This window comes from Stenotrophomonas sp. YJH_SMC_110 (genome assembly GCF_059369255.1).
Map to the genome: position 1 here is coordinate 649,507 of NZ_JCAFSM010000001.1, position 21,995 is coordinate 671,501.

Annotated in this window: 19 protein-coding genes; 5 read left to right on the plus strand and 14 right to left on the minus strand. The window is 67.4% G+C overall.

Annotation, left to right across the window (positions count from 1 at the left end; genetic code table 11):
* Positions 1-2: 2 nt before the first annotated feature.
* The 4 genes from AC5P6H_RS02885 to AC5P6H_RS02900 are packed head-to-tail and all read right to left on the minus strand — an operon-like array spanning position 3 to position 4,168.
* Positions 3-440, minus strand: a complete 438-nt coding sequence (locus AC5P6H_RS02885; protein ID WP_126411426.1) for a hypothetical protein — start codon at positions 438-440, stop codon at positions 3-5.
* Complete coding sequence (locus tag AC5P6H_RS02890; protein ID WP_126411427.1) at positions 437-1,765, minus strand: phosphatase PAP2/dual specificity phosphatase family protein; 1,329 nt, start codon at positions 1,763-1,765, stop codon at positions 437-439. The genes AC5P6H_RS02885 and AC5P6H_RS02890 overlap by 4 nt, the downstream gene beginning before the upstream one ends.
* A complete protein-coding gene (locus AC5P6H_RS02895; protein WP_049439322.1) occupies positions 1,765-3,516 on the minus strand; it encodes a bifunctional alpha/beta hydrolase/class I SAM-dependent methyltransferase in 1,752 nt (583 codons plus the stop codon). The genes AC5P6H_RS02890 and AC5P6H_RS02895 overlap by 1 nt, the downstream gene beginning before the upstream one ends.
* Positions 3,517-3,550: 34 nt before the next feature.
* The gene (locus AC5P6H_RS02900; protein WP_197604938.1) at positions 3,551-4,168 is read right to left on the minus strand and encodes a CDP-alcohol phosphatidyltransferase family protein; all 618 of its coding nucleotides are present in this window, start codon (positions 4,166-4,168) and stop codon (positions 3,551-3,553) included.
* A gap of 208 nt (positions 4,169-4,376) precedes the next feature.
* On the opposite strand from AC5P6H_RS02900, the gene purH reads away from it, so the two are divergent.
* Together purH and purD are read left to right on the plus strand one after the other, a co-directional pair.
* On the plus strand, positions 4,377-5,960 hold the full coding sequence (gene purH, locus AC5P6H_RS02905) for a bifunctional phosphoribosylaminoimidazolecarboxamide formyltransferase/IMP cyclohydrolase (RefSeq protein WP_288496607.1): 1,584 nt from the start codon (positions 4,377-4,379) through the stop codon (positions 5,958-5,960).
* Between the two features lie 61 nt (positions 5,961-6,021).
* Positions 6,022-7,305 (plus strand): phosphoribosylamine--glycine ligase, encoded by a 1,284-nt coding sequence (gene purD, locus AC5P6H_RS02910; protein ID WP_478409227.1) that lies wholly within the window; start codon positions 6,022-6,024, stop codon positions 7,303-7,305.
* A 78-nt stretch (positions 7,306-7,383) separates the two neighbouring features.
* Here purD and AC5P6H_RS02915 read toward each other — a convergent pair whose 3' ends face one another.
* From AC5P6H_RS02915 to rhlB, 8 genes are all read right to left on the minus strand, one after another.
* A complete protein-coding gene (locus tag AC5P6H_RS02915; protein ID WP_169411602.1) occupies positions 7,384-7,716 on the minus strand; it encodes a helix-turn-helix domain-containing protein in 333 nt (110 codons plus the stop codon).
* The gene (locus tag AC5P6H_RS02920) at positions 7,700-8,089 is read right to left on the minus strand and encodes a type II toxin-antitoxin system RelE/ParE family toxin (protein WP_478409228.1); all 390 of its coding nucleotides are present in this window, start codon (positions 8,087-8,089) and stop codon (positions 7,700-7,702) included. Before AC5P6H_RS02920 ends, AC5P6H_RS02915 begins: the two co-directional genes overlap by 17 nt.
* Positions 8,090-8,258: 169 nt before the next feature.
* Positions 8,259-9,134, minus strand: coding sequence for an RNA polymerase sigma factor RpoH (gene rpoH, locus AC5P6H_RS02925; protein ID WP_126411431.1), 876 nt, complete (start codon positions 9,132-9,134; stop codon positions 8,259-8,261).
* Positions 9,135-9,412: 278 nt separating this feature from the next.
* A complete protein-coding gene (ung, locus tag AC5P6H_RS02930; RefSeq protein WP_005419723.1) occupies positions 9,413-10,126 on the minus strand; it encodes a uracil-DNA glycosylase in 714 nt (237 codons plus the stop codon).
* Entirely contained in the window at positions 10,123-10,965 is an 843-nt protein-coding gene (locus tag AC5P6H_RS02935) for a response regulator (protein ID WP_019660837.1), read from the minus strand. Before AC5P6H_RS02935 ends, ung begins: the two co-directional genes overlap by 4 nt.
* A gap of 7 nt (positions 10,966-10,972) precedes the next feature.
* A complete protein-coding gene (gene ftsX, locus AC5P6H_RS02940; RefSeq protein ID WP_445391960.1) occupies positions 10,973-11,920 on the minus strand; it encodes a permease-like cell division protein FtsX in 948 nt (315 codons plus the stop codon).
* Positions 11,921-11,923: 3 nt separating this feature from the next.
* A complete protein-coding gene (gene ftsE / locus AC5P6H_RS02945; RefSeq protein WP_014648630.1) occupies positions 11,924-12,610 on the minus strand; it encodes a cell division ATP-binding protein FtsE in 687 nt (228 codons plus the stop codon).
* A gap of 178 nt (positions 12,611-12,788) precedes the next feature.
* Positions 12,789-14,510 carry an ATP-dependent RNA helicase RhlB gene (rhlB, locus tag AC5P6H_RS02950; RefSeq protein WP_049439326.1) on the minus strand — a complete coding sequence of 574 codons (1,722 nt, stop codon included), beginning with the start codon at positions 14,508-14,510 and terminating at the stop codon, positions 12,789-12,791.
* Positions 14,511-15,018: 508 nt separating this feature from the next.
* Here rhlB and trxA point away from each other — a divergent pair.
* The 3 genes from trxA to AC5P6H_RS02965 all read left to right on the plus strand — a co-directional run bounded on the left by trxA (position 15,019) and on the right by AC5P6H_RS02965 (position 19,104).
* Positions 15,019-15,348 (plus strand): thioredoxin, encoded by a 330-nt coding sequence (gene trxA / locus AC5P6H_RS02955; protein ID WP_005411275.1) that lies wholly within the window; start codon positions 15,019-15,021, stop codon positions 15,346-15,348.
* A 227-nt stretch (positions 15,349-15,575) separates the two neighbouring features.
* A complete protein-coding gene (gene rho / locus AC5P6H_RS02960; protein WP_046429862.1) occupies positions 15,576-17,321 on the plus strand; it encodes a transcription termination factor Rho in 1,746 nt (581 codons plus the stop codon).
* Positions 17,322-17,529: 208 nt separating this feature from the next.
* Positions 17,530-19,104 carry a sensor domain-containing diguanylate cyclase gene (locus AC5P6H_RS02965; protein WP_032961682.1) on the plus strand — a complete coding sequence of 525 codons (1,575 nt, stop codon included), beginning with the start codon at positions 17,530-17,532 and terminating at the stop codon, positions 19,102-19,104.
* Between the two features lie 39 nt (positions 19,105-19,143).
* Here AC5P6H_RS02965 and AC5P6H_RS02970 read toward each other — a convergent pair whose 3' ends face one another.
* Together AC5P6H_RS02970 and aceK are read right to left on the minus strand one after the other, a co-directional pair.
* The gene (locus AC5P6H_RS02970; RefSeq protein ID WP_049439329.1) at positions 19,144-20,034 is read right to left on the minus strand and encodes an energy transducer TonB; all 891 of its coding nucleotides are present in this window, start codon (positions 20,032-20,034) and stop codon (positions 19,144-19,146) included.
* Between the two features lie 80 nt (positions 20,035-20,114).
* The gene (gene aceK, locus AC5P6H_RS02975; protein ID WP_049439331.1) at positions 20,115-21,845 is read right to left on the minus strand and encodes a bifunctional isocitrate dehydrogenase kinase/phosphatase; all 1,731 of its coding nucleotides are present in this window, start codon (positions 21,843-21,845) and stop codon (positions 20,115-20,117) included.
* Positions 21,846-21,995 lie beyond the last annotated feature (150 nt).

A 21,995-nucleotide genomic window follows, 5' to 3' on the forward strand; every position in this document is an offset into this window, starting at 1 on the left:
ATTCACGTCTGCGGCCACACCACGGCCAGCACCAGCAGTGCGAACTGCACTGCGGTCAGCAGGTACTGGCGCAGCAGCAGGCGGCGCATGCCGGACCAGCGCGCATCCCAGCCACGCAGTGGCGCATCGGGCGACGCGCGGCGCAGGCCACTGTCGTGCAGCAGCTGATCGATGCGGCGTGCGGCGGCTTCGCCCTCCAGTCCTTCATCGCACAGCAGCTGCAGCAGGCTGGCATCCAGCCCCACCCGCCACGCGTGGTAGGCCTGTGCGATGCCCGCGGCAACACTGAGCAGCAACAGGCCGGCAGCGATCATCGCCAGCCCCGGCTCGGTGCCGAGCAGCAGCAGTGCCACCAGCAACAGGCCCAGCGACAGCAGCGCCGGCCAACGCCCCTGGCGCAGCAGCAGCTGCATGGTCACCAGATCAGGAACCGTGCTCATGCGCGCGCTCCTGCCGCAGCAGTGATGGCATGCAGATGCGCCGCGTGCAGCACGATGCCGGGGCGTGCAGCCCGCACGATCGCCACTGCCGCGTTCGCATCGGCGGCACGACCACTGCGCAGCAGCCAGGTGGCGACGCTGGCGGCGCTGCGCGAATAGCCCAGCGCGCAGCACACCAGCAGCGGCCCCTGCACGCGCAGACGCTCGATGGCATCGGCCGCCTCGCGCAGCTGTTCCGGCGTGGGCACCACCAGGTCCAGCATCGGCACGCTGGCATACGCCGCGCCCGGCGCGCGGCAGGACAGTTCAGCACAGGTATCGACCACGCCGACCAGCGGTGTTGGCAACGCAGCACAGGGAATGCGTCCCAGCCACACGTCATCCATCACCGGCACCGGATGCGGCGCACGCCGCGTCCACAGCCGCGAATTGACCCAGGCTGCGCCCAGGTACGGCGCCAGCAGCCAGCGTGCCGCCATTGTCAGGCGACCATCGGCGCGCTTCTGGAACACCGCGGTACCCAGCCCGGCATAGGCCAGCGCCACCAGCAGCAGCGACACCACCGGCCACAGCAGCCACAACGCGGCGCCACGCAGAAGCACCACCGGCACCAGCAGTACAGCGGCCCCCAGCAGGTACACCCCTGCCAGGCGCCAGCGCTTGGCATCACGTGCCGTGCGCCATGCACGCAGCGGGGGCGTGCCCTGCTCCGGCCACAGCCACACGCACAACCAGCCGGCCAGCAGGCCGGTCGGGATATCGATGAAGTGATGCTGGAACGTGGTCAGCACCGAGACGCCGATCAACAGCGCCCACACATGCAGCACCCAGCGCCACACCCCGTGCAGGTACTGTGCGAACTTCACCCACAGCACGATCAGCAACACGATGTGCAGCGACGGTGCCTGGTTGAACGGCTTGTCGAAGCCCAGCAGCACATCGAACAGCCAGCCGAACACACCGCCGATCTGCGGACGCTCGAAGCTGAAGCGCAGCGGCCACAGCAGGAAGCAGCTCACGGCGATCAGCTGTGCGCTGAACAGCCGCAATGCGTGCCGGTCCAGCTCCAGCCGTTGCCGGCACAGGAAGAACGAGACCGCGTAGAACAGGTCGATCGACCAGTACGGCACGATGGTCCATGGCACGAACGGGATGCGGGTCTCCCAGCCGAACGCCATCACCGGCAGGGTAGCGTGGCGGCCGGCCATCCAGTTGGCGAAGCCATAACTGGCGAAGAAGAACGGACCCAGCAGGGCCAGCCACAACAGGGCGCGCCGCCAGGGGCGCCCCTCTGCGGCCAGTGGGGATGCGGCGAGCGTCGCCATCACGCGGTCCGGCGCGCCAGCGATACGGTGAAGATGCCGAAGTCGTCGATACGCTGCGCCACCTTCTCGAACCCGGCCAGGCGCACCAGTTCGTCCATCTCCTGCTGGGTACGGCGGCGCATCACCCACGCCGCGCCACCGCGGTGGCTGGTCAAGGCACGGGCAATGAATTCCAGCTGCGGGTGCCAGGGCTGGCCGGTATAGGCCAGGTAGCCACCCACCGGCACCGCTGCGGCAATGCCCTGCAGCGAGCGCAGCACGGCGTCGTTGTCGGGGAACAGTTCGTACAGGCCCGAGACTACCGCCAGGGTCGGCGCTGGATCGACCTTGGCCAGCTGTGCCGGGTCGAACGCATCACCCTGCTCGAAGCGCGCGATGTCGGCCGCGCCCAGGCGCTGGATCAACGCCTGGCCCTGGGTCACGTTCAGATCGCTGAAGTCGCGCAGCACGATGCGGTCGGCGCGCTGCTCGCCCTGGCCCAGTGCTTCCAGCACATAGCGGCCATGGCCGGCGGCCACGTCCAGCACCCGCACCGGCGTGCCCTGCCCGCGCAGGCGCTGTGCGGCGTCGCGCAGCAGTTCCTGCAGGTGCTGGCCACGCACGCGGATGCCACGCCAGCCGATCGCATCCAGGTAGTTGCGGTCGACCATCCGCCCCAATGGGCCCTTGCCGCGCGCCTCATTCCGGTAGATGTAGTCCAGCGTGCTACCGGAATCGAAACCGGTCTGCAGGCCCAGCGCGATGCCTTCGGACAGCGTGCCGCCGAAGCGCAGGCCGCCACGTACAACGCGCCAGCGCAGGTCGGCCAGGCTGTTGCGTTCCGGTGGCCAGGCCAGGATCTCCGACTCTTCGAAGGTCGGCCCATGGCGGTGCGCGTCGCGCCGTGACAGCTCGCGCAACGGTTCGGCGAAACGCGCCTGGATGAAGCTGCGGATGCGCGCCAGTGCCGGTGCCCGATCGCGCTCGCCCAGCGTGTCGTGGAAGAAGCCCGGCAGGTGCACCCGCTCCTTGATCGGGCTGGACAGGCGCTCATAGAAGCGATCCTGCGGGCCACGGTGCACCACGAAATCCGAGCCGGACACCAGCAGCTGCACCGGCACGCTGATCGCCTGCGCATCGGCCACGATGCGGTCGGCCGCTTCGTACAGGCCCAGCAGCACGCGCACCGAGATCGGCCGGGTGATCAGCGGATCGGTACGGTAGCTTTCCACCCGCGCCGGGTCATGGGTCAGCCACTGCGGCTTGACGTAGCTGTTGACGAAGAAGTTGCCGCGCAGCTTCTGCATCAAGGCCAGGCCCGGCCGCGCGAACGGCACGTACAGCTTCACCTTGAACGCCGGTGAAGCCATCACCAGCGCACGCAGGCGTGGCGCGTAATCGTGCACCCAGGTCGCGGCGACCACCGCCCCTACGCTCTGCGCGATCACCACGATGTCTTCCACCGCAATGCCGTGCTCGGCGCCGATGTGGGCGATGAAGCTGTCCAGGTCGCGCACCAGCGCCGGGAAGCCCGGTGCATCGCCACGCGCACCCGGCGAACGGCCATTGCCGCGCGCATCCCAGGCGAAGAAGGCGGTGTCGGGCAGGTCCAGCTCATCGACCAGGTGGGTGACACGCCCGGAGTGCTCGTGGCCGCGGTGCAGCAGCACGATGGCCCGGGTGGCCGGGGTGGCGGTGGTGCCCGCCCAGTACCGGTAGAACAGCGGTACCTGGTCGAAGCTGTGGAATTCCCGTTCCTGCGCCTGACGCATGCAATCTCCTGATTGTCTTTTTGTATCTGCTTGATTAATTCGACGAAACCGCCGTTTCCCGCAGTCCGCGACGGACGCGGTTGATCATGGTCAGCATGCACAGCACCGCCATGGCCGCAGCCACGCCAGTGACCGTCATCGCGCCAACCCACTCAAACGCCAGCAGCAGACCCAGCACGCCGACGACGAAGGCGCGGTCACTCTTGCCCATCGGGCCGTCATAGCGGCGGCTGGCACCGACCATCAGCCCCAGCACCCCGGCGTACTCGCTCAGCGCCGCCGTCCAGGCCACCAGCCACAGCACTTCCGGGCGCACGCCCGGCACGCTGAGCAGGCTCAGGTACAGCGCCGCGTCGGCGATCACATCGCACAGCTCGTTCAGATAGGCGCCCAGCCGCGACTGCTGGCCGAACTCGCGGGCCAACATGCCGTCCACGGCGTTGAGCGCCATGCGCAGCAGCATCCACAGCGGCAGCAGCAGGTACAGCAGGGGCCGGGCCGGCGCGCAGCACCAGACGGCGGCAGCGACCAGCAGCGAGACCACGGCCGCGGTCACGGTCACCGCATTGGCGGTGATCCCCATGCGGTACAGACCGCGTACGGCCGGACGCAACAGGTCCTGAAAACGTCCTTTCAATGCATAGATCGACACGATCCGAACCCGCTGATCCTTGGCAGTTCCGGCACAGCCTACCCGATTGGAGCAGCGCGCCCCATCGAATTGCTTGCGGACCGCCCCCGGCCAGGCTGTGCTGAAGGCGGCCACAGGCCGTGGGTGCGGGTCGATTTTCCCCGCCGGCGCCCGCCACCGGCCCCCACCGCCTACAATATCGGCCCCGCTCCGCTGCCGATTCTGTCCCATGACTGCTGATCTGTTGCCCGTCCGCCGGGCCCTCCTCTCCGTTTCCGACAAGACCGGCCTGGTCGAGCTGGCCACTGCGCTGGCGGCACGCGGCGTGGAGCTGTTGTCCACCGGCGGCACCGCCAAGGCGATCCGCGATGCGGGCCTGGCCGTGAAGGACGTGGCCGAGGTCACCGGCTTCCCGGAAATGATGGACGGCCGGGTCAAGACCCTGCACCCGATGGTGCACGGCGGCCTGCTGGGCCGCTCCGGCCTGGATGACGCAGTGATGGCCGAGCACGGTATCGGTGCCATCGACCTGCTGGTGCTGAACCTGTACCCGTTCGAATCGGTCACCGCCCAGGCCGACTGCACCCTGGCCGACGCGGTCGAGAACATCGACATCGGCGGCCCGGCCATGCTGCGCTCGGCGGCCAAGAACTTCGCCCGCGTGGCGGTGGCCACCGATCCGTCGCAGTACGCCGAGCTGCTGGCCTCGCTGGAGGCCAACAACGGCCAGCTGACGGCGGCCACCCGCTTCGCATTCTCGGTGGCCGCGTTCAACCGCGTCGCCCAGTACGATGCGGCGATCAGCAACTACCTGTCGGCGGTCACCGCCACTGACGCCGCCGTGCCGGCCCGTGCCGAGTACCCGGCGCAGATGAACTCCACCTTCGTGAAGGTGATGGACCTGCGCTATGGCGAGAACCCGCACCAGAGCGGCGCGTTCTACCGCGACCTGTACCCGGTGCCGGGCACGCTGGCCACCTTCCAGCAGCTGCAGGGCAAGGAGCTGAGCTACAACAACCTGGCCGACGCCGATGCGGCGTGGGAATGCGTGCGCCAGTTCGATGCGCCGGCCTGCGTCATCGTCAAGCACGCCAACCCGTGCGGCGTGGCCGTCGGTGCCGGCAACGGCGATGCCTACGAGCTGGCCTACGCCACCGACCCGACCAGCGCCTTCGGCGGCATCATCGCCTTCAACAAGCCGCTGGATGCCGCCACCGCCAAGGTGATCCTCGATCGCCAGTTCGTCGAAGTGCTGATCGCCCCGGACTACGAGCCGGCCGCGCTGGAGTACGCGCAGAAGAAGGCCAACGTGCGCGTACTGCGCATCCCGCACGGCAACGGGCTGAACAACTTCGACAGCAAGCGCGTCGGCTCGGGCCTGCTGCTGCAGTCCTCGGACAACCGCGGCATGACCCGCGACGAACTGAAGGTGGTCAGCAGGCTGGCGCCGACCGACAAGCAGTTCACCGACCTGCTGTTTGCCTGGAAGGTCGCCAAGTTCGTGAAGTCCAACGCGATCGTCTACGCCAAGGACAACCGCACCATCGGTGTCGGTGCCGGCCAGATGAGCCGCGTGTACTCGGCCCGCATCGCCGGCATCAAGGCCGCCGATGCGAACCTGGTGGTCGAGGGCTCGGTGATGGCCTCCGACGCCTTCTTCCCGTTCCGCGATGGCATCGATGCCGCTGCAGCCGCCGGCATCAAGGCGGTCATCCAGCCGGGCGGTTCGATGCGCGATGCCGAAGTGATCGCCGCCGCCGACGAACATGGCCTGGCCATGGTGTTCACCGGCGTGCGCCACTTCCGCCACTGATCCGCATCACCAAGCCGGGCCCTGCCCGGCTTTTCTCTTCCGTACCCGAGAACCCTGTCCCATGAAGATCCTCGTCATCGGCTCTGGCGGCCGCGAACACGCCCTGGCATGGAAGCTGGCCCAGTCCTCCCGTGTCACCGAAGTGATCGTGGCGCCCGGCAACGCCGGTACCGCCAGCGAAGACACGTGCCGCAACGTGGCAGTCAAGGTCACCGATATCGACGGCCTGCTGGCGCTGGCCCAGGCCGAAGGCGTAGCGCTGACCGTGGTCGGCCCGGAAGTACCGCTGGTGGCCGGCGTGGTCGACCGCTTCCGCGCCGCCGGCCTGCGCATCTTCGGGCCGACCGCCGCCGCCGCGCAGCTGGAAGGCAGCAAGGCCTACGCCAAGGACTTCCTGGCCCGCCACAACATCCCCACCGCGTACTACGCCGTGCACAGCGACGTGGACGCCGCGCTGGCGTATGTACGCGAGAAGGGCGCACCGATCGTGGTCAAGGCCGATGGCCTGGCCGCCGGCAAGGGCGTGATCGTGGCGATGAGCCTGACCGAGGCCGAGGACGCGGTGCGTGACATGCTGTCCGGCAACGCGTTTGGCGATGCCGGTGCGCGCGTGGTCATCGAGGAATTCCTCGACGGTGAGGAAGCCAGCTTCATTTCGATGGTGGACGGCGTGCATGCGCTGCCGATGGCCACCTCGCAGGACCACAAGCGCGTCGGCGACGGCGACACCGGCCCGAACACCGGCGGCATGGGCGCCTATTCGCCGGCCCCGGTGGTGACGCCGGAGGTGCATGCACGGGTGATGCGCGAGGTGGTGAACCCCACCGTGCAGGGCATGATCGCCGACGGCATCCCGTTCACCGGTTTCCTCTACGCCGGCCTGATGATCGATGCCAGCGGCGCACCGAAGGTGATCGAATTCAACGTGCGCTTTGGCGACCCGGAAACCCAGCCAGTGATGCTGCGCCTGCAGTCGGACCTGGTCGAGCTGGTGGAAGCGGCTATCGATGGCCGCCTGGATGAGGTCGAAGCGCAGTGGGACGCGCGCCCGTCGCTGGGCGTGGTGCTGGCGGCCAGGCCGTACCCGGAAGCGCCGATCACCGGTGACGTGATTTCCGGCCTGGACGACGTGCCGACCAGTGCCAAGGTGTTCCATGCCGGTACGGCATTGGATGCGCAGGGCCACGTGGTCAGTGCGGGCGGTCGCGTGCTGTGCGTGGCCGCACTGGGCGACAGCGTGCGCGACGCGCAGGCCAATGCCTATGCCGGCGTGGCCAAGGTGAGCTGGGCCAACGAGTTCCACCGCAACGACATTGGTTGGCGCGCGATCGCACGCGAGGGGTGAGGCACCCCCACGCTTCCATGCATGGCGCGGATTGAATACCACAGTAAAGCAAAGGCCCGGCATTGCCGGGCCTTTGCTTTACAGGACTGCTTCGAGACCCTTCCGATCAATCAGGTTCAAAAGCTTCAGCGACGGCCCGCTCGGCTTCTTCCCGCCCTGTTCCCAGCTACGGACCGTCGAAACGCTGGTGTTGAGCACACCTGCGAACACCGGCTGGCTAAGTTCCAACGACGTGCGAAGTGCACGGATCTGGGCGCTGCTGTATTCGGGCACAGGCCCAAGACAAAGCGCCTCGTACATGCTCATGCGCCGCTTGTCGATGAAGCCGCTGGCGTAAAGGCCCGCCGCGCCTTCATGCACCGCATCGAGGATCGCACTCTTTGCACGTCCATGTTCAACCGTCTTTGTCATGGCAAATCTCCTGCAGTTCTCCGCAGATAACTGCCCTGTCCAACTGTTCAGGGCTCATTCTCAAGAACTCAGACGCATACAGCTGAAGGGCGTCCCGTTCCGCACTACTGATGGGCGCGCGCGCGTTCTTCTCGTAGCAGAAGAGAAAGAACCAGTAGCGCCCCACCTTAGTTGCGACAATAACGCGGGCGCTACCGCGCTTTCCGCGGCCCGGCAGCGCAACCCGCTTTTTGAGAAGGCCGCCCCCTATATCTGCATCAATCAGTCCTTGACGCATTTCCACCACCGCGCGGCACAAGGCTCTATCGGTCAGTGAAGAACGTCGTGTACTGCGGTTGAAGCTTCGAGTGCGGAAGACACGTGACCTGATCATACCGTGCCACCGAGTGGTACGGCGTGAAAATCAGCGTCCAGCGCATGCTCCGGTCGGCGCAGCTGCCGCCCTGGCGCCAGGATTGATCCACGCCATGCGTGGATGCGCTCCAGAAACAAAAAGGCCCGGCATCTCCGCCGGGCCTTTCTTCATTCCAACGCCTTCACGCTTACGCGGTGAACAGCGCCTTCATCTTCTTCAGCGCGTTCGCTTCAACCTGGCGGATGCGCTCGGCCGACACGCCGTACTCGTCGGCCAGTTCCTGCAGCGTCACCTTGCTGTCCGCGTCCAGCCAGCGGCGGCGGATGATGTCGCGCGAGCGGGCATCCAGTTCCGCCAGGCCTTCGCGCAGCAGCTGCATCTGGTTGTCTTCGCTGTCGGCACGTTCGTAGGCCATCGACGGGTCTTCGTCATCGGCAACCAGGAACGCAGCCGGCGACGGCGGTGCGTGTTCGTTGTCCTCGTCGGCCGGCGCATCGAACCCGATATCGCGACCCGACAGGCGCGACTCCATTTCCATGACCTCGCGCTCGGACACGTTCAGGTCCTTGGCCACCGCGCTCACCTCAGCCGCGTTCATCCAGCCCAGGCGCGTCTTCGACTTGCGCAGGTTGAAGAACAGCTTGCGCTGCGCCTTGGTGGTGGCGACCTTCACGATGCGCCAGTTCTTCAGGATGAACTCGTGCATCTCGGCACGGATCCAGTGCACCGCGAAGGAGACCAGGCGCACGCCCATGTCCGGGTCGAAGCGCTTGACCGCCTTCATCAGGCCGATGTTGCCTTCCTGGATCAGGTCGCCCAGGGCAAGGCCGTAGCCGTTGTAGCCGCGGGCCACGTGCACCACGAAGCGCAGGTGCGAATGCACCAGCTCACGGGCGGCGTCCAGATCGTTGCCGTCGCGGAAGCGACGGGCCAGGTCCTGTTCGTCATCGACCGACAGCACCGGGATCTGGTGCACGGCACCGATGTAGGCGTCCAGCGAACCGAGCGCACTGGGAATCGGGAGATTGTTTGCCACAAGGGCAGTAGAGGTGTTCTGGCTCATAGGCACCCATCTTAGCAGTCCGGGATTTGGACTGCTAAAGGAGGAAAAAGTTCCAGCATCCCATTGATGCAACACTGGTCCCAAACAGAGCCCTACCGTAGCGCGATTTGATGACAGTGGCGAGCATGCTTTTCGGGATTCACAATCCCTTGGAATTCAAGCAATTACCTGCCGTAAAGCGGCCGATTCCGGTCAAGCGGAGCTGAACGGGCCGTTCTGAAGGCCCATTCAGGCCCGGGAACGTTGCCCGGTATTCAGGCCCAGCGGCCCGCCGGCCCTCAGAGTGCCGAGCGCGGCGGCAGCGACCAGTCGATCGGGGCTTGGCCGCGGCGCTGCAGGTACTCGTTGGCCATCGAGAAATGACGACAGCCGAGGAAGCCCCGATGGGCCGAAAGCGGCGACGGATGCGGCGACTTCAGCACGCGATGGCGGCGGGTGTCGATCACCTTGCCCTTCTGCTGCGCATAGGCGCCCCAGAGCATGAACACCAGCCCTTCGCGCTCGCGGTTGAGCACATCCACCACGTGGTCGGTGAAGCCTTCCCAGCCACGACCCTGGTGCGCACCGGCCTTGCCCTCTTCCACCGTCAGTACCGCATTGAGCAGCAGCACGCCACGCTGCGCCCACGGAATCAGGCAACCGTGGTCCGGACGCGGGATACCGAGATCGCTCTCGATCTCCTTGTAGATGTTCAGCAGCGACGGCGGCACCGGCACGCCCGGCGGCACCGAGAAACTCAGGCCATGTGCCTGGCCGCGACCGTGGTACGGGTCCTGCCCGAGGATCACCACCTTCACCTGCTCGAACGGCGTGGCGTCGAACGCGGCGAAGATCTGCGGGCCGGGCGGGAACACCGCCGCGCCACTGGCCTTGCGCTGGCGCAGGAAGCTGGACAGCTCGCGCATCTGCGGCTGCAACAGGTAATCGCCGACATGCTGCTTCCAGCTCGGTTCCAGCTGGATCGTCGGGGTGTCGGCTACTTCATCCATCATCGCAACAGAGGTCCATCGTTCAATCGGGCCAGCCTCAGCTGGAACAGCACCTTGGTGACCAGCAGCCGTTCTTCGATCGGCTTGAGCACCAGGTCGTTGGCACCGGACTGCAGCAGCCCGGTCTGGTTGTGCGGGTTGCCATCGCCGGTCATCACCAGCACCGGCAGGCGGCGCTTGCCGTAGCCGAAATCCACGCGCACGCGCTGCACCACGTCGCGACCGCTCAGTTCGCCCTTCAGGGTGACGTCGGTCAGCACCAGGTCGATGCGGTGGCGACTGCGGCCCAGCGACTCGGCGGTGAGCAGGGTGAACGCTTCTTCGGCGCTGACCACGTGCAGCACGTTCAACTGCTGGCGTTCCAGCATGCGCTTGGTGGCCTCGGCCACCACGCGGCTGTCCTCGATATAGAGGATGGTGGCACCGGGGATGGTCTGCGGCTGCACGTAGCCGCGGATGAAGGTCGCCAGTGCTTCATGGCCGAGCGATTTGTCGAAATAGTCGGTGACGTACTCGGTGAAGCGGCGCTGCTCCAGGTGCTGCTGGGCATCGCCGGAGACCACGATCACCGGCACATAGGCCTGGCCGGCCGCTTCGCGCACCATCCGCGCCAGCGCCAGGCCGTCGCCATCGCGCAGGGTCAGCGAGGTCGTCACCAGGTCCACCGGCCCCTGTGCCAGCGCCTGCTGTGCGTCCTCGATGCTGTCGCAGCCGATCACCTCCACGCCCGGCAGGTCACGCTGCAGGACGTCGGCGATCAGCTTGCGCACCAGCTTCGAGCCATCGACCACCATCACCCGCGTCGCGGGCCCTTCAAGGTGTTTCAGCGCTTGCGGTTGCATGCCGGTCTCAGGTGTCGGTCGGGCGGGTCTGGCGGAGGAAGTGGCCGGTGACCAGCCAGGCGCCCAGCCAGCCCAGCAGCAGCGTGCCGAGCAGGACCAGGCCACCGTGCAGCAGGTCCAGGCCGTGCAGCACGAACGGGCTGCCATAGCTGCGCGAGAGTTCGGCCAGCGGCACGCGCAGCGCGGCACCGGCCGCCCCGATCAGGCCCAGCGCCACCGCGCCGGCGCCCAGCCCGTACCACGCGCCCAGGTACAGGAAGGGACGACGGATGAAGCCATCGCTGGCGCCCAGCAGCTGCAACACGCCGATCTCTTCGCGGCGGGCCTGGATGTCCAGGCGCACCGTGTTGCCGACCACCAGCGCGGCACCTGCGCCGAGCAGGACCGACAGCACCTGCACCAGCCGCGCACCGAAGGCAAGCCAGGCATCCAGGCGCTGGCGCCACAGCGCATCGTGCTGCACCAGATCGGCCTCGGGCAGGCTTTCCAGCGCGCGCGCCAGGCGTGCGTCGTCCTTGCCCTGGCCGGGAGTGATCACCAGCAGCGAAGGCAGCGGATTGTCGTTGAGTGCGTCGATCGCCTCACCCAGGCCGGCATCGCGCAGTTCCTGCAGGCCCTGCTCGGGCGTGCGCACGTTCACTTCGGCCACGTCGTCGCGGTCGCGCAGCTGGCCGGCCAGGCGCAGCGCGCCGGGTGCATCGACGTTGCCCTTCAGGAACACGTTGATGTCGCGCGACTGCTGCACGCTGCCGGCGAACTGCTTGAGGTTGTCCAGCGCGATCGACAGGCCCAGCGGCAGCGCCAGCGCCAGCGCCATGACCATCACCGTCAGCAGGGTCGCCCATGGCTTGCGGCAGGCGCGGCCCAGGCTGAACACCACGCTGTGCACGTGGTGCTGGAACCAGACGCCCACGCGCGAGGGGGCGGCGGCTTCGCTGTTTTCGTTCTTCGCCATCGGTTACTCCGCCAGGTCCTGCGGCGAGATGTCATCCACCAGCCGGCCATGGTCGAGGATCAGCACGCGCTTGCGCATGCGGCGCAGCAGCGGCAGGTCGTGGCTGACCACCAGCACGCTGGTGCCGCGCGAGGGCAGCTCGGCGAACAGGGCCATGATCTCCGCCGCCAGGGTCGGGTCGAGGTTGCCGGTCGGCTCATCGGCCACCAGCAGCTTGGGCTCGCCGACGATGGCGCGGGCGATGCCCACGCGCTGCTGCTCGCCGGCCGACAGCTGCGAGGGCAGCGCCTTCTCGCGATGGCCCAGGCCCATCCGCTCCAGCACCGAGCGCACGCGCTTGCTGATGTCGCCACGGCGGGTGCCGCGCAGGATCAGCGGCAGCGCCACGTTCTCGGCGATCGAGCGGTCCATCAGCAGCCGGTGGTCCTGGTAGACCGCGCCCACCGCGCGTCGGTGGCGGGGCACGTCGCCGCCGCGCACCTTCAGCAGGTTGCGCTCGTCGAACACCACCGCGCCGCGGCTGGGCCGCTCGTCGAGGTGGATCAACTTGAGCAGGGTGCTCTTGCCCGCACCGGAATGGCCGGTGACGAACAGCATCTCGCCCGGCGCGACCTCGAAGCTGACATCGATCAGCGCCTCGTGGCCACCGGCGTACTGTTTGCTGACATTGTCGAAGCGCAGGACACTCATGCCCCGATTATGCAGGAGCGGCGCGACCTCGTGGAGACGGTCGCGCGATAGGTAGTGCCGGCCGCTGGCCGGCAGCTGTGTGGGTTGCCTGCCAGGGTGGGTGCCGACCGTTGGTCGGCACACCGGTCAAGGTCACCCGACCAACGGTCGGGGGCTACCTGCTGATCGGCAGCGCCGATCAGCTGCCCGACAGCATCCGGCGGATCTTGCGGCCGATGCGGGTCAGGAACGAATCGCCGCTGTCGGCCGCCGTGCGCACCGGCTTGGCCACCACCTGCACCGGGGTCACCGGGCTGGCGCCGTTGCCGGCGTTGGCCTGCACGCCCTCGCCACCCTCGACCGGACGGCCGTGGCGACGACGACGGCGCTTGCGCGGCTTGCGCTCGCCATCCACGGCACCTTCCGGCGCGCCCTCGGCGCGGGGCGGGCGCGGCGGACGCGGAGCCTGGGCGACAGCGGCTTCAGCACCTTCGGCCGGGGCAGCTGCAACCTGCTCGCCTTCCACGCGCGGCTTGCGCGGGCCACGCGAACGGCGCTCGCCGCTGCGCTCACCGTCGCGACGCTCGCCACGGCCACCGCCGGAGCGGCCCCCACTGCGACCACCACCACGGCGCTCTTCTTCAGCGGCGCGGGCTTCGCGCGCTTCACGGAAGATCTGGCCGACGCTCTCGTTCTCCTCACCTTCCTCGCCAGCAGCCGGGGCCGGGCGTTCCGGGCGCGGCAGCGGCGTCAACAGTTCCTTGGTGACCGGCTCGGACGGGATCTTCTGCTCGATGTAGGCCTCGATGTCCGGCAGGCCCATCGCGTAGCGTTCGCAGGCGAAGCTGATCGCATCACCCTCTTCGCCCAGGCGCGCGGTACGACCGATGCGGTGCACGTAGTCTTCGGCGTCGAACGGCAGGTCGTAGTTGTAGACGTACTTGATGCCGTCGATGTGCAGGCCACGCGCGGCCACGTCGGTGGCCACCAGGATTTCTAGCTGGCCCTTCTGGAAGCGGTTGAGCAGGCTCTCACGCTTCTTCTGCGGCACGTCGCCGGACAGCACGCCGACGCGGTAGCCGGCCTTTTCCAGCGAGCGGGCGACGCGCTCGACGAACACCTTGGTATTGACGAACACCATGGTGCGCGCGCCTTCACTGCGCGACAGCAGGCCCAGCAGCAGCGGGATCTTCTCGTCGTCGGCCGGGAAATAGATGCGCTGGCGCACGCGCGCAGCGGTGATGGTCTCGGCTTCGACCACCAGCTTCTGCGGCTCGTTCATGTGCTCGTAGGCCAGCTCCAGCACGCGATGGCTGAGGGTGGCACTGAACAGCAGGGTCTGGCGGATGGTGCGTTCCGGCATGCGGCGCAGCAGGAAGCGGATGTCCTTGATGAAGCCCAGATCGAACATGCGATCGGCTTCGTCCAGCACGCAGATCTCGCAGGCATGCAGCGAAACCACCTTGTGCTGCTTGACGTAGTCGATCAGGCGGCCCGGGGTGGCGATGATCACGTCCACGCCCTGCTGCAGCAGCTCACGCTGCTTGTCGTAATCCACGCCACCGTAGACCAGCGCGAAACGCAGGCCCAGGTCGGAACCGAACTTCACCGCATCCTTGTGGATCTGGATGGCCAGTTCGCGGGTCGGGGCAAGGATCAGCGCACGCGGATCCTCCGGCTTGCGGTCGGCCAGCGCCGGGCGGGTCAGCAGGCGGTTCACGACAGCGACCAGGAAGGCCAGGGTCTTGCCGGTGCCGGTCTGGGCCTGGCCGGCAACATCACCGCCGGGCAGCGCGACCGGCAGGGTCAGCGCCTGGATCGGGGTGCAGCGGGTGAATCCGGCTCCTTCAAGGCCGGCCTGCAGGGCCGGATGCAGCTCGAAGGAGGAGAAGGTCAAATCGGTCAGCGGTTTGTCGCTCATGAGTCCGTCTTGGTATGGCCGCCGGCCCGTGGGGCGGCTGGCACTTCATCGTCTAGGGGCACCGTCGCAAACTGCGGCCCCTGCGGCGGGTTGGCAGGCTGGGACCACCGGTCCGCGCGCCGCACAATGCCCCAGTTTACCGCACTCGGGCAGGCAAACCGGAATGCGGCGTCTCATAGCGTCCAGAGACGCCACCTTCACCCAGCCACACCGGACTTGAACGGCCTGCCCGGGTTCGCTGGTGTCGCCCACTGCCAGCCCCATGTACAGGAAGACAGTGAAATCCGACACATACCGGCCATCGAAGCGATCACGATACGCTGGGTTCCAACCGGCGCCTGTCCCTGCCCTGCGATAGGGGTACACTGCCGGCCGTGAGCGTCCAGGCATCCCGCCGAACGCACCGCGGCAGTGCGCCGCGAGGCAACGACGAGGGTCGCGCCACCGGGCATGGCCCAGTTCACCCACCTCCGGCATGGCCGGGTGCAATCCAAGACGAGAAACCAAGATGAGCGACAAGGTTGTACATGTCGGCGACGCCGACTTCGATAGCGCAGTGCTGAATTCCAAGGAACCGGTGCTGGTCGATTTCTGGGCCGAGTGGTGTGGCCCCTGCAAGATGATCGCCCCGGCGCTGGACGAACTGGCCGATGCCTACCAGGGCCGCGCCAAGATCGCCAAGGTCAACGTCGACCACAACCGCGCACTGGCCGCCAAGTACCACGTGCGTTCGATTCCGTACCTGGTCGTGTTCAAGGACGGCGAGAAGGTCGGCGAGCAGATCGGTGCGGTGGGCAAGGCTCAGCTGGCCGGCCTGCTGGACAAGGCCCTGGCCTGATCCTGCTGTTCCCGGCAGCCGCTGCCCGCGGCTGCCGGCGGGCGCCCCGCGTCCATCATGAATGCTGTTCCCGGCGGCCCTTGCATGCCGCCGCAGGCCGATGATAGTGTCGGCATATCCGGCCGCGCTCGCGTGCCGCACCCTCTGGACGCAGTTTCTTCCAGACCCATTCCCAACGTTCGCCGCCCCAGCCGGGCGCTCGCACCTTCAAGCGAGGAATAACGCTCTTGTCCGATAACACTTCCGAAACCGGCAGCGCCGATGCGCCCGCCGAAAAGCGCGTGCGCAAGCCCCGCGTGAGCAAGGCCGCCGCCCCGGCAGCCGCCGAAACCAGCGCCGCTCCGGCGCAACCGACCCTGCCGCTGGCAGCCGCGCCCGAAGCGCCGGCACCGGCTGCAGCCGCCCCCGCGCCGAGCGCGCCTGCCACTGAAGCCCCCGCCTCCGGCGGCGGTGAGGGTGGCGAAGGCCGCGAATCCGGACAGCGCCAGCAGAACCACCAGGGCGGTGGGCAGCACCAGGGCCAGGGTCAGAACAACAACCCCTACAACCAGAACGGCCAGCAGGGCCAGGGCAATCGCCGCGACCGTTTCCGCAACCGTCGCGACCGCGACCGCAACCGCGGTGGCCGCGATGACGGCATGCCGCAGGACGGCGGCGAGCAGCAGCCCTTCGTGCCGCGCCCGCACGCCAACGTGCCCGAGGGCTTCCCGGTCTACTCGCTGAGCGACCTCAAGCGCATGCCGGCACAGAAGCTGCTGGAGATCGCCGAGCAGCTGCAGATCTCCGAAGGCGTGGCCCGTGCCCGCAAGCAGGACGTGATCTTCGCCCTGCTCAAGGTGCTGACCCGCCACGGCGACGGCGTTGCCGCCGATGGCGTGCTGGAAATCCTGCCGGACGGCTTCGGCTTCCTGCGCGCGGCCGAAGCCAGCTACCTGGCCGGCCCGGACGACACCTACATCTCGCCCAGCCAGATCCGCCGCTTCAACCTGCGCACCGGCGACCACATCTCCGGCCGCATCCGCTTCCCGAAGGACGGCGAGCGCTACTTCGCGCTGAACATCGTCGACACCATCAACGGTGAGCCGATCGAAGCGTCGAAGAACAAGGTGCTGTTCGAGAACCTGACCGCGCTGTTCCCGCGCCGCCGCTTCACCCTGGAGCGTGGCAACGGTTCGTCGGAAGACATTACCGGCCGCATCCTCGATCTGATGGCGCCGCAGGGCAAGGGCCAGCGCTCGCTCATCGTGTCCCAGCCGAAGGCCGGCAAGACGATGATGATGCAGCAGGTCGCCACTGCCATCACCACCAACCATCCGGACGTGCACCTGATCGTGCTGCTGATCGACGAACGCCCGGAAGAAGTGACCGAAATGCAGCGCACCGTGCGCGGCGAGGTCATCAGCTCGACCTTCGACGAGCCGGCCGCGCGCCACGTGCAGGTGGCCGAAATGGTCATCGAGCGCGCCAAGCGCCTGGTCGAGCACAAGAAGGACGTGGTGATCCTGCTCGACTCGATCACCCGTCTGGCTCGCGCCTACAACAACGTGGTGCCGAGCTCGGGCAAGGTGCTGACCGGTGGTGTGGACGCCAACGCCCTGCACCGCCCGAAGCGCTTCTTCGGTGCCGCGCGGAACGTGGAGGAAGGCGGCAGCCTGACCATCATCGCCACCGCGCTGGTCGACACCGGCTCGAAGATGGACGAGGTGATCTACGAAGAGTTCAAGGGCACCGGCAACAGCGAAGTGCACCTGAGCCGCCGTATCGCTGAAAAGCGCGTGTTCCCGGCCATCGACATCAACCGTTCCGGCACCCGCCGCGAGGACCTGCTGATCGAGCCGGAACTGCTGCAGAAGATCTGGATCCTGCGCAAGCTGCTGCATCCGATGGATGAAATGGCCGCGATGGAGTTCCTGCTGGACAAGATGAAGAACACCAAGTCCAACGACGAGTTCTTCGGTTCGATGAAGCGCTGATCCACGGCATTGCATCGAAAGGAACCTGCCGCTCGCTGCGGCAGGTTTTTTTTTGCCTGCAGGGCGACCCACTTCACTTTGCCGCCGCCGACTTTTGGCGATAATCCGCCCGATACCCTGCCCGGCCCTGCGGGCGTGGCCACCGATTCCGCTGTCGCCCCTTCCGGAGAACCGGTCGGGTCCAGCCTCCTGCCGGATCCGTCGACGCATGCGAACGCTGTCTCCCCGCCTCAACCTGGGCAAGCTGATCCTCGCCCTGGCCCTGCTCAGCGCCATCATCGCCCTGGCCAATACCCTGCTGGCCAGCTACCGCGTGCAGCGCGACCAGCTGGTCGGCAATACCCTGGAAGCCAACCGCGTCTATGCCACCAAGCTGGCCGAGACCACCCAGAACTTCCTGCTGGCCGCACAGCAGGAGCTGGCCTACGCCGCCACCCGGCTCGGCCAGAGTGACCTCGATCCGGCACAGGCGCAGGACGAGGCCAGCCGCCTGCAGCTGCAGACCAACAGCTTCAATTCCTCGCTGGTGGTGGACGCCGACGGCCTGGTGATCGCCACCTCGCCGCAGACCCTGCAGCTGCAGGGCGAGATCCTGCACAGCGTCGGCAACAATGCCGCATTGGCTGCACGCCAGCCGATGATCAGCGACCCGTACCAGTCGACCACAGGCAAGCTGCTGGTCTCGCTGTCGCACCCGATCTTCGACCGCCAGGGCCACTATCGCGGCTACGTCAGCGGCACCCTGTACCTGCGCCAGCGCAGCGCGCTGCATACGCTGCTGGGCAAGCACTACTACCGCGACGGCTCCTACCTGTACGTGGTCGACCGCCATGGCCGCCTGCTGTACCACGCCGACGGCAAGCGGGTCGGCGACTACGTGGTCGGCAACCCGGCGGTGAAGGCGGTGGTGCGCGGTGAGCGCGGCGCGCAGCAGGTCCGTAACAACCTGGGCGTGTCGATGCTGGCCGGTTACGCGCCGGTACCGGCCACTGGTTGGGGCATCATCGCCCAGCGGCCGACCGAGGCCACATTGCAGCCGTTGTCACGGTTGATGACCGCGGTGATCTGGAACGCGATCCCGCTCGGCCTGCTGTCACTGCTGATCACCTGGTGGTTCGCCCGGCGCATCTCGATGCCGCTGTGGCAGCTGGCGCGCAACGTGCAGGGTGGCGAGGACACCGGCAGCGCGATCAACCACGTCAGCGGCATCCGCGCATGGTACTTCGAGGTTGCCCAGCTCAAGCAGGCGGTCCTGCACAGCTTCAACGCCCTGCAGGACCGCATTGGCACACTCAACCGCGCCAACCGTACCGATCCGCTGACCGGCCTGCTCAATCGCCGCGGCCTGCAGCAGGCGCTGGATGCGCTGCAGGTGCAGGGCATTCCGTTCGCGATCCTGGCGCTGGACATCGATCGCTTCAAATCGATCAACGACAGCCACGGCCATGACGTCGGTGACGCCGCCATCGTCCATATCGCCGACCAGATGCGCCGCTACTCGCGCGACAGCGACATCCTCTGCCGTGCCGGTGGCGAGGAATTCCTGCTGCTGCTGCCGGGCATCAGTACCGACTCGGCGCGCCAGGCCGGCGAGCGCCTGCGCCAGCACATCGCCGATCATCCGTTCGAGCCGGTCGGCACCATCACCGTGTCGCTGGGCGTGGCCCACTTCCCCAGCTTCCATGTCGATGCCGAGCAGGCGCTGCGGCTGGCCGACAAGGCCCTGTACATGGCCAAGGAACAGGGCCGCAACCGCGTGGTGGTCTACCCGTACGCGGACTGAAAAGCGGCCGGCCTGGCCGACCGCTCCATCGCACCGGGCTCAGCGCTGCGCCAGCGGCGTCAGCAGGCGCAGGCCGCGCTGGGTGCCATCGACCATGTACACGCCGCCGGCCGGCAGCAGATCACTTCCCGCCTGTCCGGCGCCATCCGGCGTGCGCCAGGGTGCGGCCTGGCGCGGGCCGGGGATGAAGGCACGCCAGCGGCCGTAGCGTTCCGGCTGGCCGTTGTCGCTGTTGTTCAGGGCGAAAGTGACCGGCACGCGCACGGTCCATGAATCCCGCGTGCTGTCCTCGCCGGTGGTCGGCGGCGAGAAGGTCCACTTGCGGGCCGCACTGATACTGGCCTTGGCGAAGATGTCGCGCATCCTGGCCATGGTCCGTTCCGGTGCGACCACGGTCATGTTCACCTGCTCGGCAATGACATCGGCCACGGTGCCGTCGCGTGCGACCTTGACCAGCAGCAGTACGTCACCCTGCCCGCCATTGCGGAAGGCCTCTTCGGGGTAGCGCGGCGGCGGCATGCGCTTCTGGGTGATCGAATCGGTAGCCTTCGGATCATATTCACTGAAGTCGACGCTGGTCATGCTGATCTGGTAGTTGCCGTCTTCCTGCTGCTTGCCACGCAGGCGTACGCGCAGCGGCGCGTGGACGGCCACCGGCGTGCCATCGCGCAGCGTCGGTTCGAACTGCCAGCCGCGTATGGCGCCTTCCACGAACGACACGATGCCGGGTGCGAGCATGGCACGCTGGTCCAGGACCAGCGTGCTGACCGAACCATCGGCCGCCACGTCGATACTGCCTGACAGCACCATGCTCATCTCGGCAGTGGCGCGCACGGCGCGCGCGTTCTGGGCCACGGCATCGGCCGGCAGCAGGGGAGCACCGGCGGCGAACGCCAGGGCCAGCGCAAGGAACAGGGGGGAACGCATCATTGCCGGATCCATGGTGATGAGGTGAACCCCGAGCGTACCGCAGTCCGAGCGGGACCGGCAGGCAGTCCACGCCACGCCGTTCAGGCCAGGCGATGGACCGCCGCATAGGGCGGGGTATCCGGATAATCACCGCTGGCGAAGCGCGCCTGCAGGCCCTGCCACCACGCGGGATCAAACAGGTGCCGGTAATGTTCGCGCACCGCCGCCAGCTCGCCCGCCGGCAGGCCCATGAACGGGCCGAAGCGCTCTGGAAACACGTCGCGTGGCCCGACGTGGAACCAGGGTTCGTCGGCCATGGCTTCCTCCGGCGTGCGCGGCTGCGGCCAGGCGCGGAAGACGCAGTCGCTGACCAGGCACAGCTCGTCATAGTCGTAGAAGACTGCCCGGCCATGCCGCGATACGCCGAAGTTCTTCGGCAGCATGTCGCCGGGGAAGATGTTGTTGCGCGCCATGTCGGTGATCGCCTGCGCGTAGTCGAGTACCGCCGCACGCACCGCATCGCCGCCCTGCTCGCGCAGGTACAGGTTCAATGGACGGAAGCGACGCTGCACGTAGCACAGTGCGACTTCCACCTGATCGCCATCGACGCGCACGCTCTGCGCGCACTGCGCAAGCAGCTCCTGCAGCAAGGCCGGTGCGAAGCGGTCGCGCGGGAAACGCAGATGGCGGTACGGCTGCGCATCAAGCAGGCGACCGACACGGTCGAGGTTGAACACCAGCGCATACTTCTCTTCCACCTGCTGCCGCGACATCGACTTCGGCCACGCGAAGCGGTCGCGGATCAGCTTGAACACCAGCGGATAGCTGGGCAGGGTGAACACCGCCATGACCATGCCCGGCGTGCCTTCGGCATGCACCAGCCGCTCCTGCGGATGTTCGTTGAAGTGGCGGAAGAAGGTACGGTAGCGCTCGGTCTTGCCCTGCTTGGCGCGGCCCAGCACCGTATAGATCTCATCAATGGGCTTGCCCGGCAACAGGCTGCGCAGGAACACCACCGCATCGCCCACCGTGGCAAGGTCGGCCTGGAAATAGCTGCGCGACACGCCGAACAGATGGGCGACATCGCGACGCCGGGTCAGCACCGCATCTGCACGCAGGCCCTGCCCATCGTTGACCAGGGCGATCACGCACGGTGAGAAGCGGTGTTCGCCGAACACGCGACCCACCAGGTAGGCGCGGCGCTCCCGGTAGAACACGGTGTCGAGCAGCTCGATGCTGCGCACCGGCGTATCACCCCAGTGGGCCAGATCATCCTGCAGGCGCACAGCGATGGCCGCCGCGCAGCGCAGCTGGTGCGCATACGGAATGTCGAAGCGGTAATCGGCCAGCACGCGCTGGAGAGCCTCCACCGGCCGCGTCGGCGAGACCGCATAGGTATGCCGTGCGACCGGGTGGGTGATCGCATCGGACGGCTCGACATCGAAGGCGATGAACTCCAGCGCCGGGTCCACGCCACGGGTGGAGAACAAGCGCCGCGACAGCGTGTTGTAGAAGGTCTTGTACAGCTCGGCGTCGATCAGCCCCCTCAGCAGTGCGCTATAGCGCGCATGCACCTGCAGCCACAGCGCGCGTTCCCCGATCGCTTCGCCGGCGAGGCGCCGCAGCGCATCCATCTGTTCGGCGATGCACAGGTCGTACAACGCGATGCGCTCGACTGCATCCCGGCGCGCGCCCACCCAGTCGCGCTGCTCGAAACGCTGCCGCGCACGGGCGGTGATCGCCGCAAAGCGGGCGTGATACTGCTCGAAGCCGGCGTGAATGGCGCCGGCGATGCGCGACGCCAAGTCGGCAACGGTGTCAGGCTCGGACATGCAGGGCTCACCCGGGAGGACCTGCCTCACCATACGCTGGCGTGGGGTGGCTTGTGTAGGGCCACTGCATGCCGCGACAAACGCAACGATTCCTACAGACCTGATGCCTCCCTGCTGCCTACCCTTTCAGGCCCAACAACGGCACGAGGT

Coding starts and splice junctions, on each gene's coding strand:
- AC5P6H_RS02885 (WP_126411426.1), bottom strand. CDS start 440: ATGAGCACGGTTCCTGATCTGGTGACCATGCAGCTGCTGCTGCGCCAG.
- AC5P6H_RS02915 (WP_169411602.1), bottom strand. CDS start 7,716: ATGACAAAGACGGTTGAACATGGACGTGCAAAGAGTGCGATCCTCGAT.
- ftsE (WP_014648630.1), bottom strand. CDS start 12,610: ATGAGTGTCCTGCGCTTCGACAATGTCAGCAAACAGTACGCCGGTGGC.
- rhlB (WP_049439326.1), bottom strand. CDS start 14,510: ATGAGCGACAAACCGCTGACCGATTTGACCTTCTCCTCCTTCGAGCTG.
- AC5P6H_RS02965 (WP_032961682.1), top strand. CDS start 17,530: ATGCGAACGCTGTCTCCCCGCCTCAACCTGGGCAAGCTGATCCTCGCC.
- ftsX (WP_445391960.1), bottom strand. CDS start 11,920: ATGGCGAAGAACGAAAACAGCGAAGCCGCCGCCCCCTCGCGCGTGGGC.
- AC5P6H_RS02970 (WP_049439329.1), bottom strand. CDS start 20,034: ATGATGCGTTCCCCCCTGTTCCTTGCGCTGGCCCTGGCGTTCGCCGCC.
- rpoH (WP_126411431.1), bottom strand. CDS start 9,134: ATGAGCCAGAACACCTCTACTGCCCTTGTGGCAAACAATCTCCCGATT.
- AC5P6H_RS02895 (WP_049439322.1), bottom strand. CDS start 3,516: ATGCGTCAGGCGCAGGAACGGGAATTCCACAGCTTCGACCAGGTACCG.
- trxA (WP_005411275.1), top strand. CDS start 15,019: ATGAGCGACAAGGTTGTACATGTCGGCGACGCCGACTTCGATAGCGCA.
- AC5P6H_RS02890 (WP_126411427.1), bottom strand. CDS start 1,765: ATGGCGACGCTCGCCGCATCCCCACTGGCCGCAGAGGGGCGCCCCTGG.
- ung (WP_005419723.1), bottom strand. CDS start 10,126: ATGATGGATGAAGTAGCCGACACCCCGACGATCCAGCTGGAACCGAGC.
- aceK (WP_049439331.1), bottom strand. CDS start 21,845: ATGTCCGAGCCTGACACCGTTGCCGACTTGGCGTCGCGCATCGCCGGC.
- AC5P6H_RS02920 (WP_478409228.1), bottom strand. CDS start 8,089: ATGATCAGGTCACGTGTCTTCCGCACTCGAAGCTTCAACCGCAGTACA.
- purD (WP_478409227.1), top strand. CDS start 6,022: ATGAAGATCCTCGTCATCGGCTCTGGCGGCCGCGAACACGCCCTGGCA.
- purH (WP_288496607.1), top strand. CDS start 4,377: ATGACTGCTGATCTGTTGCCCGTCCGCCGGGCCCTCCTCTCCGTTTCC.
- AC5P6H_RS02935 (WP_019660837.1), bottom strand. CDS start 10,965: ATGCAACCGCAAGCGCTGAAACACCTTGAAGGGCCCGCGACGCGGGTG.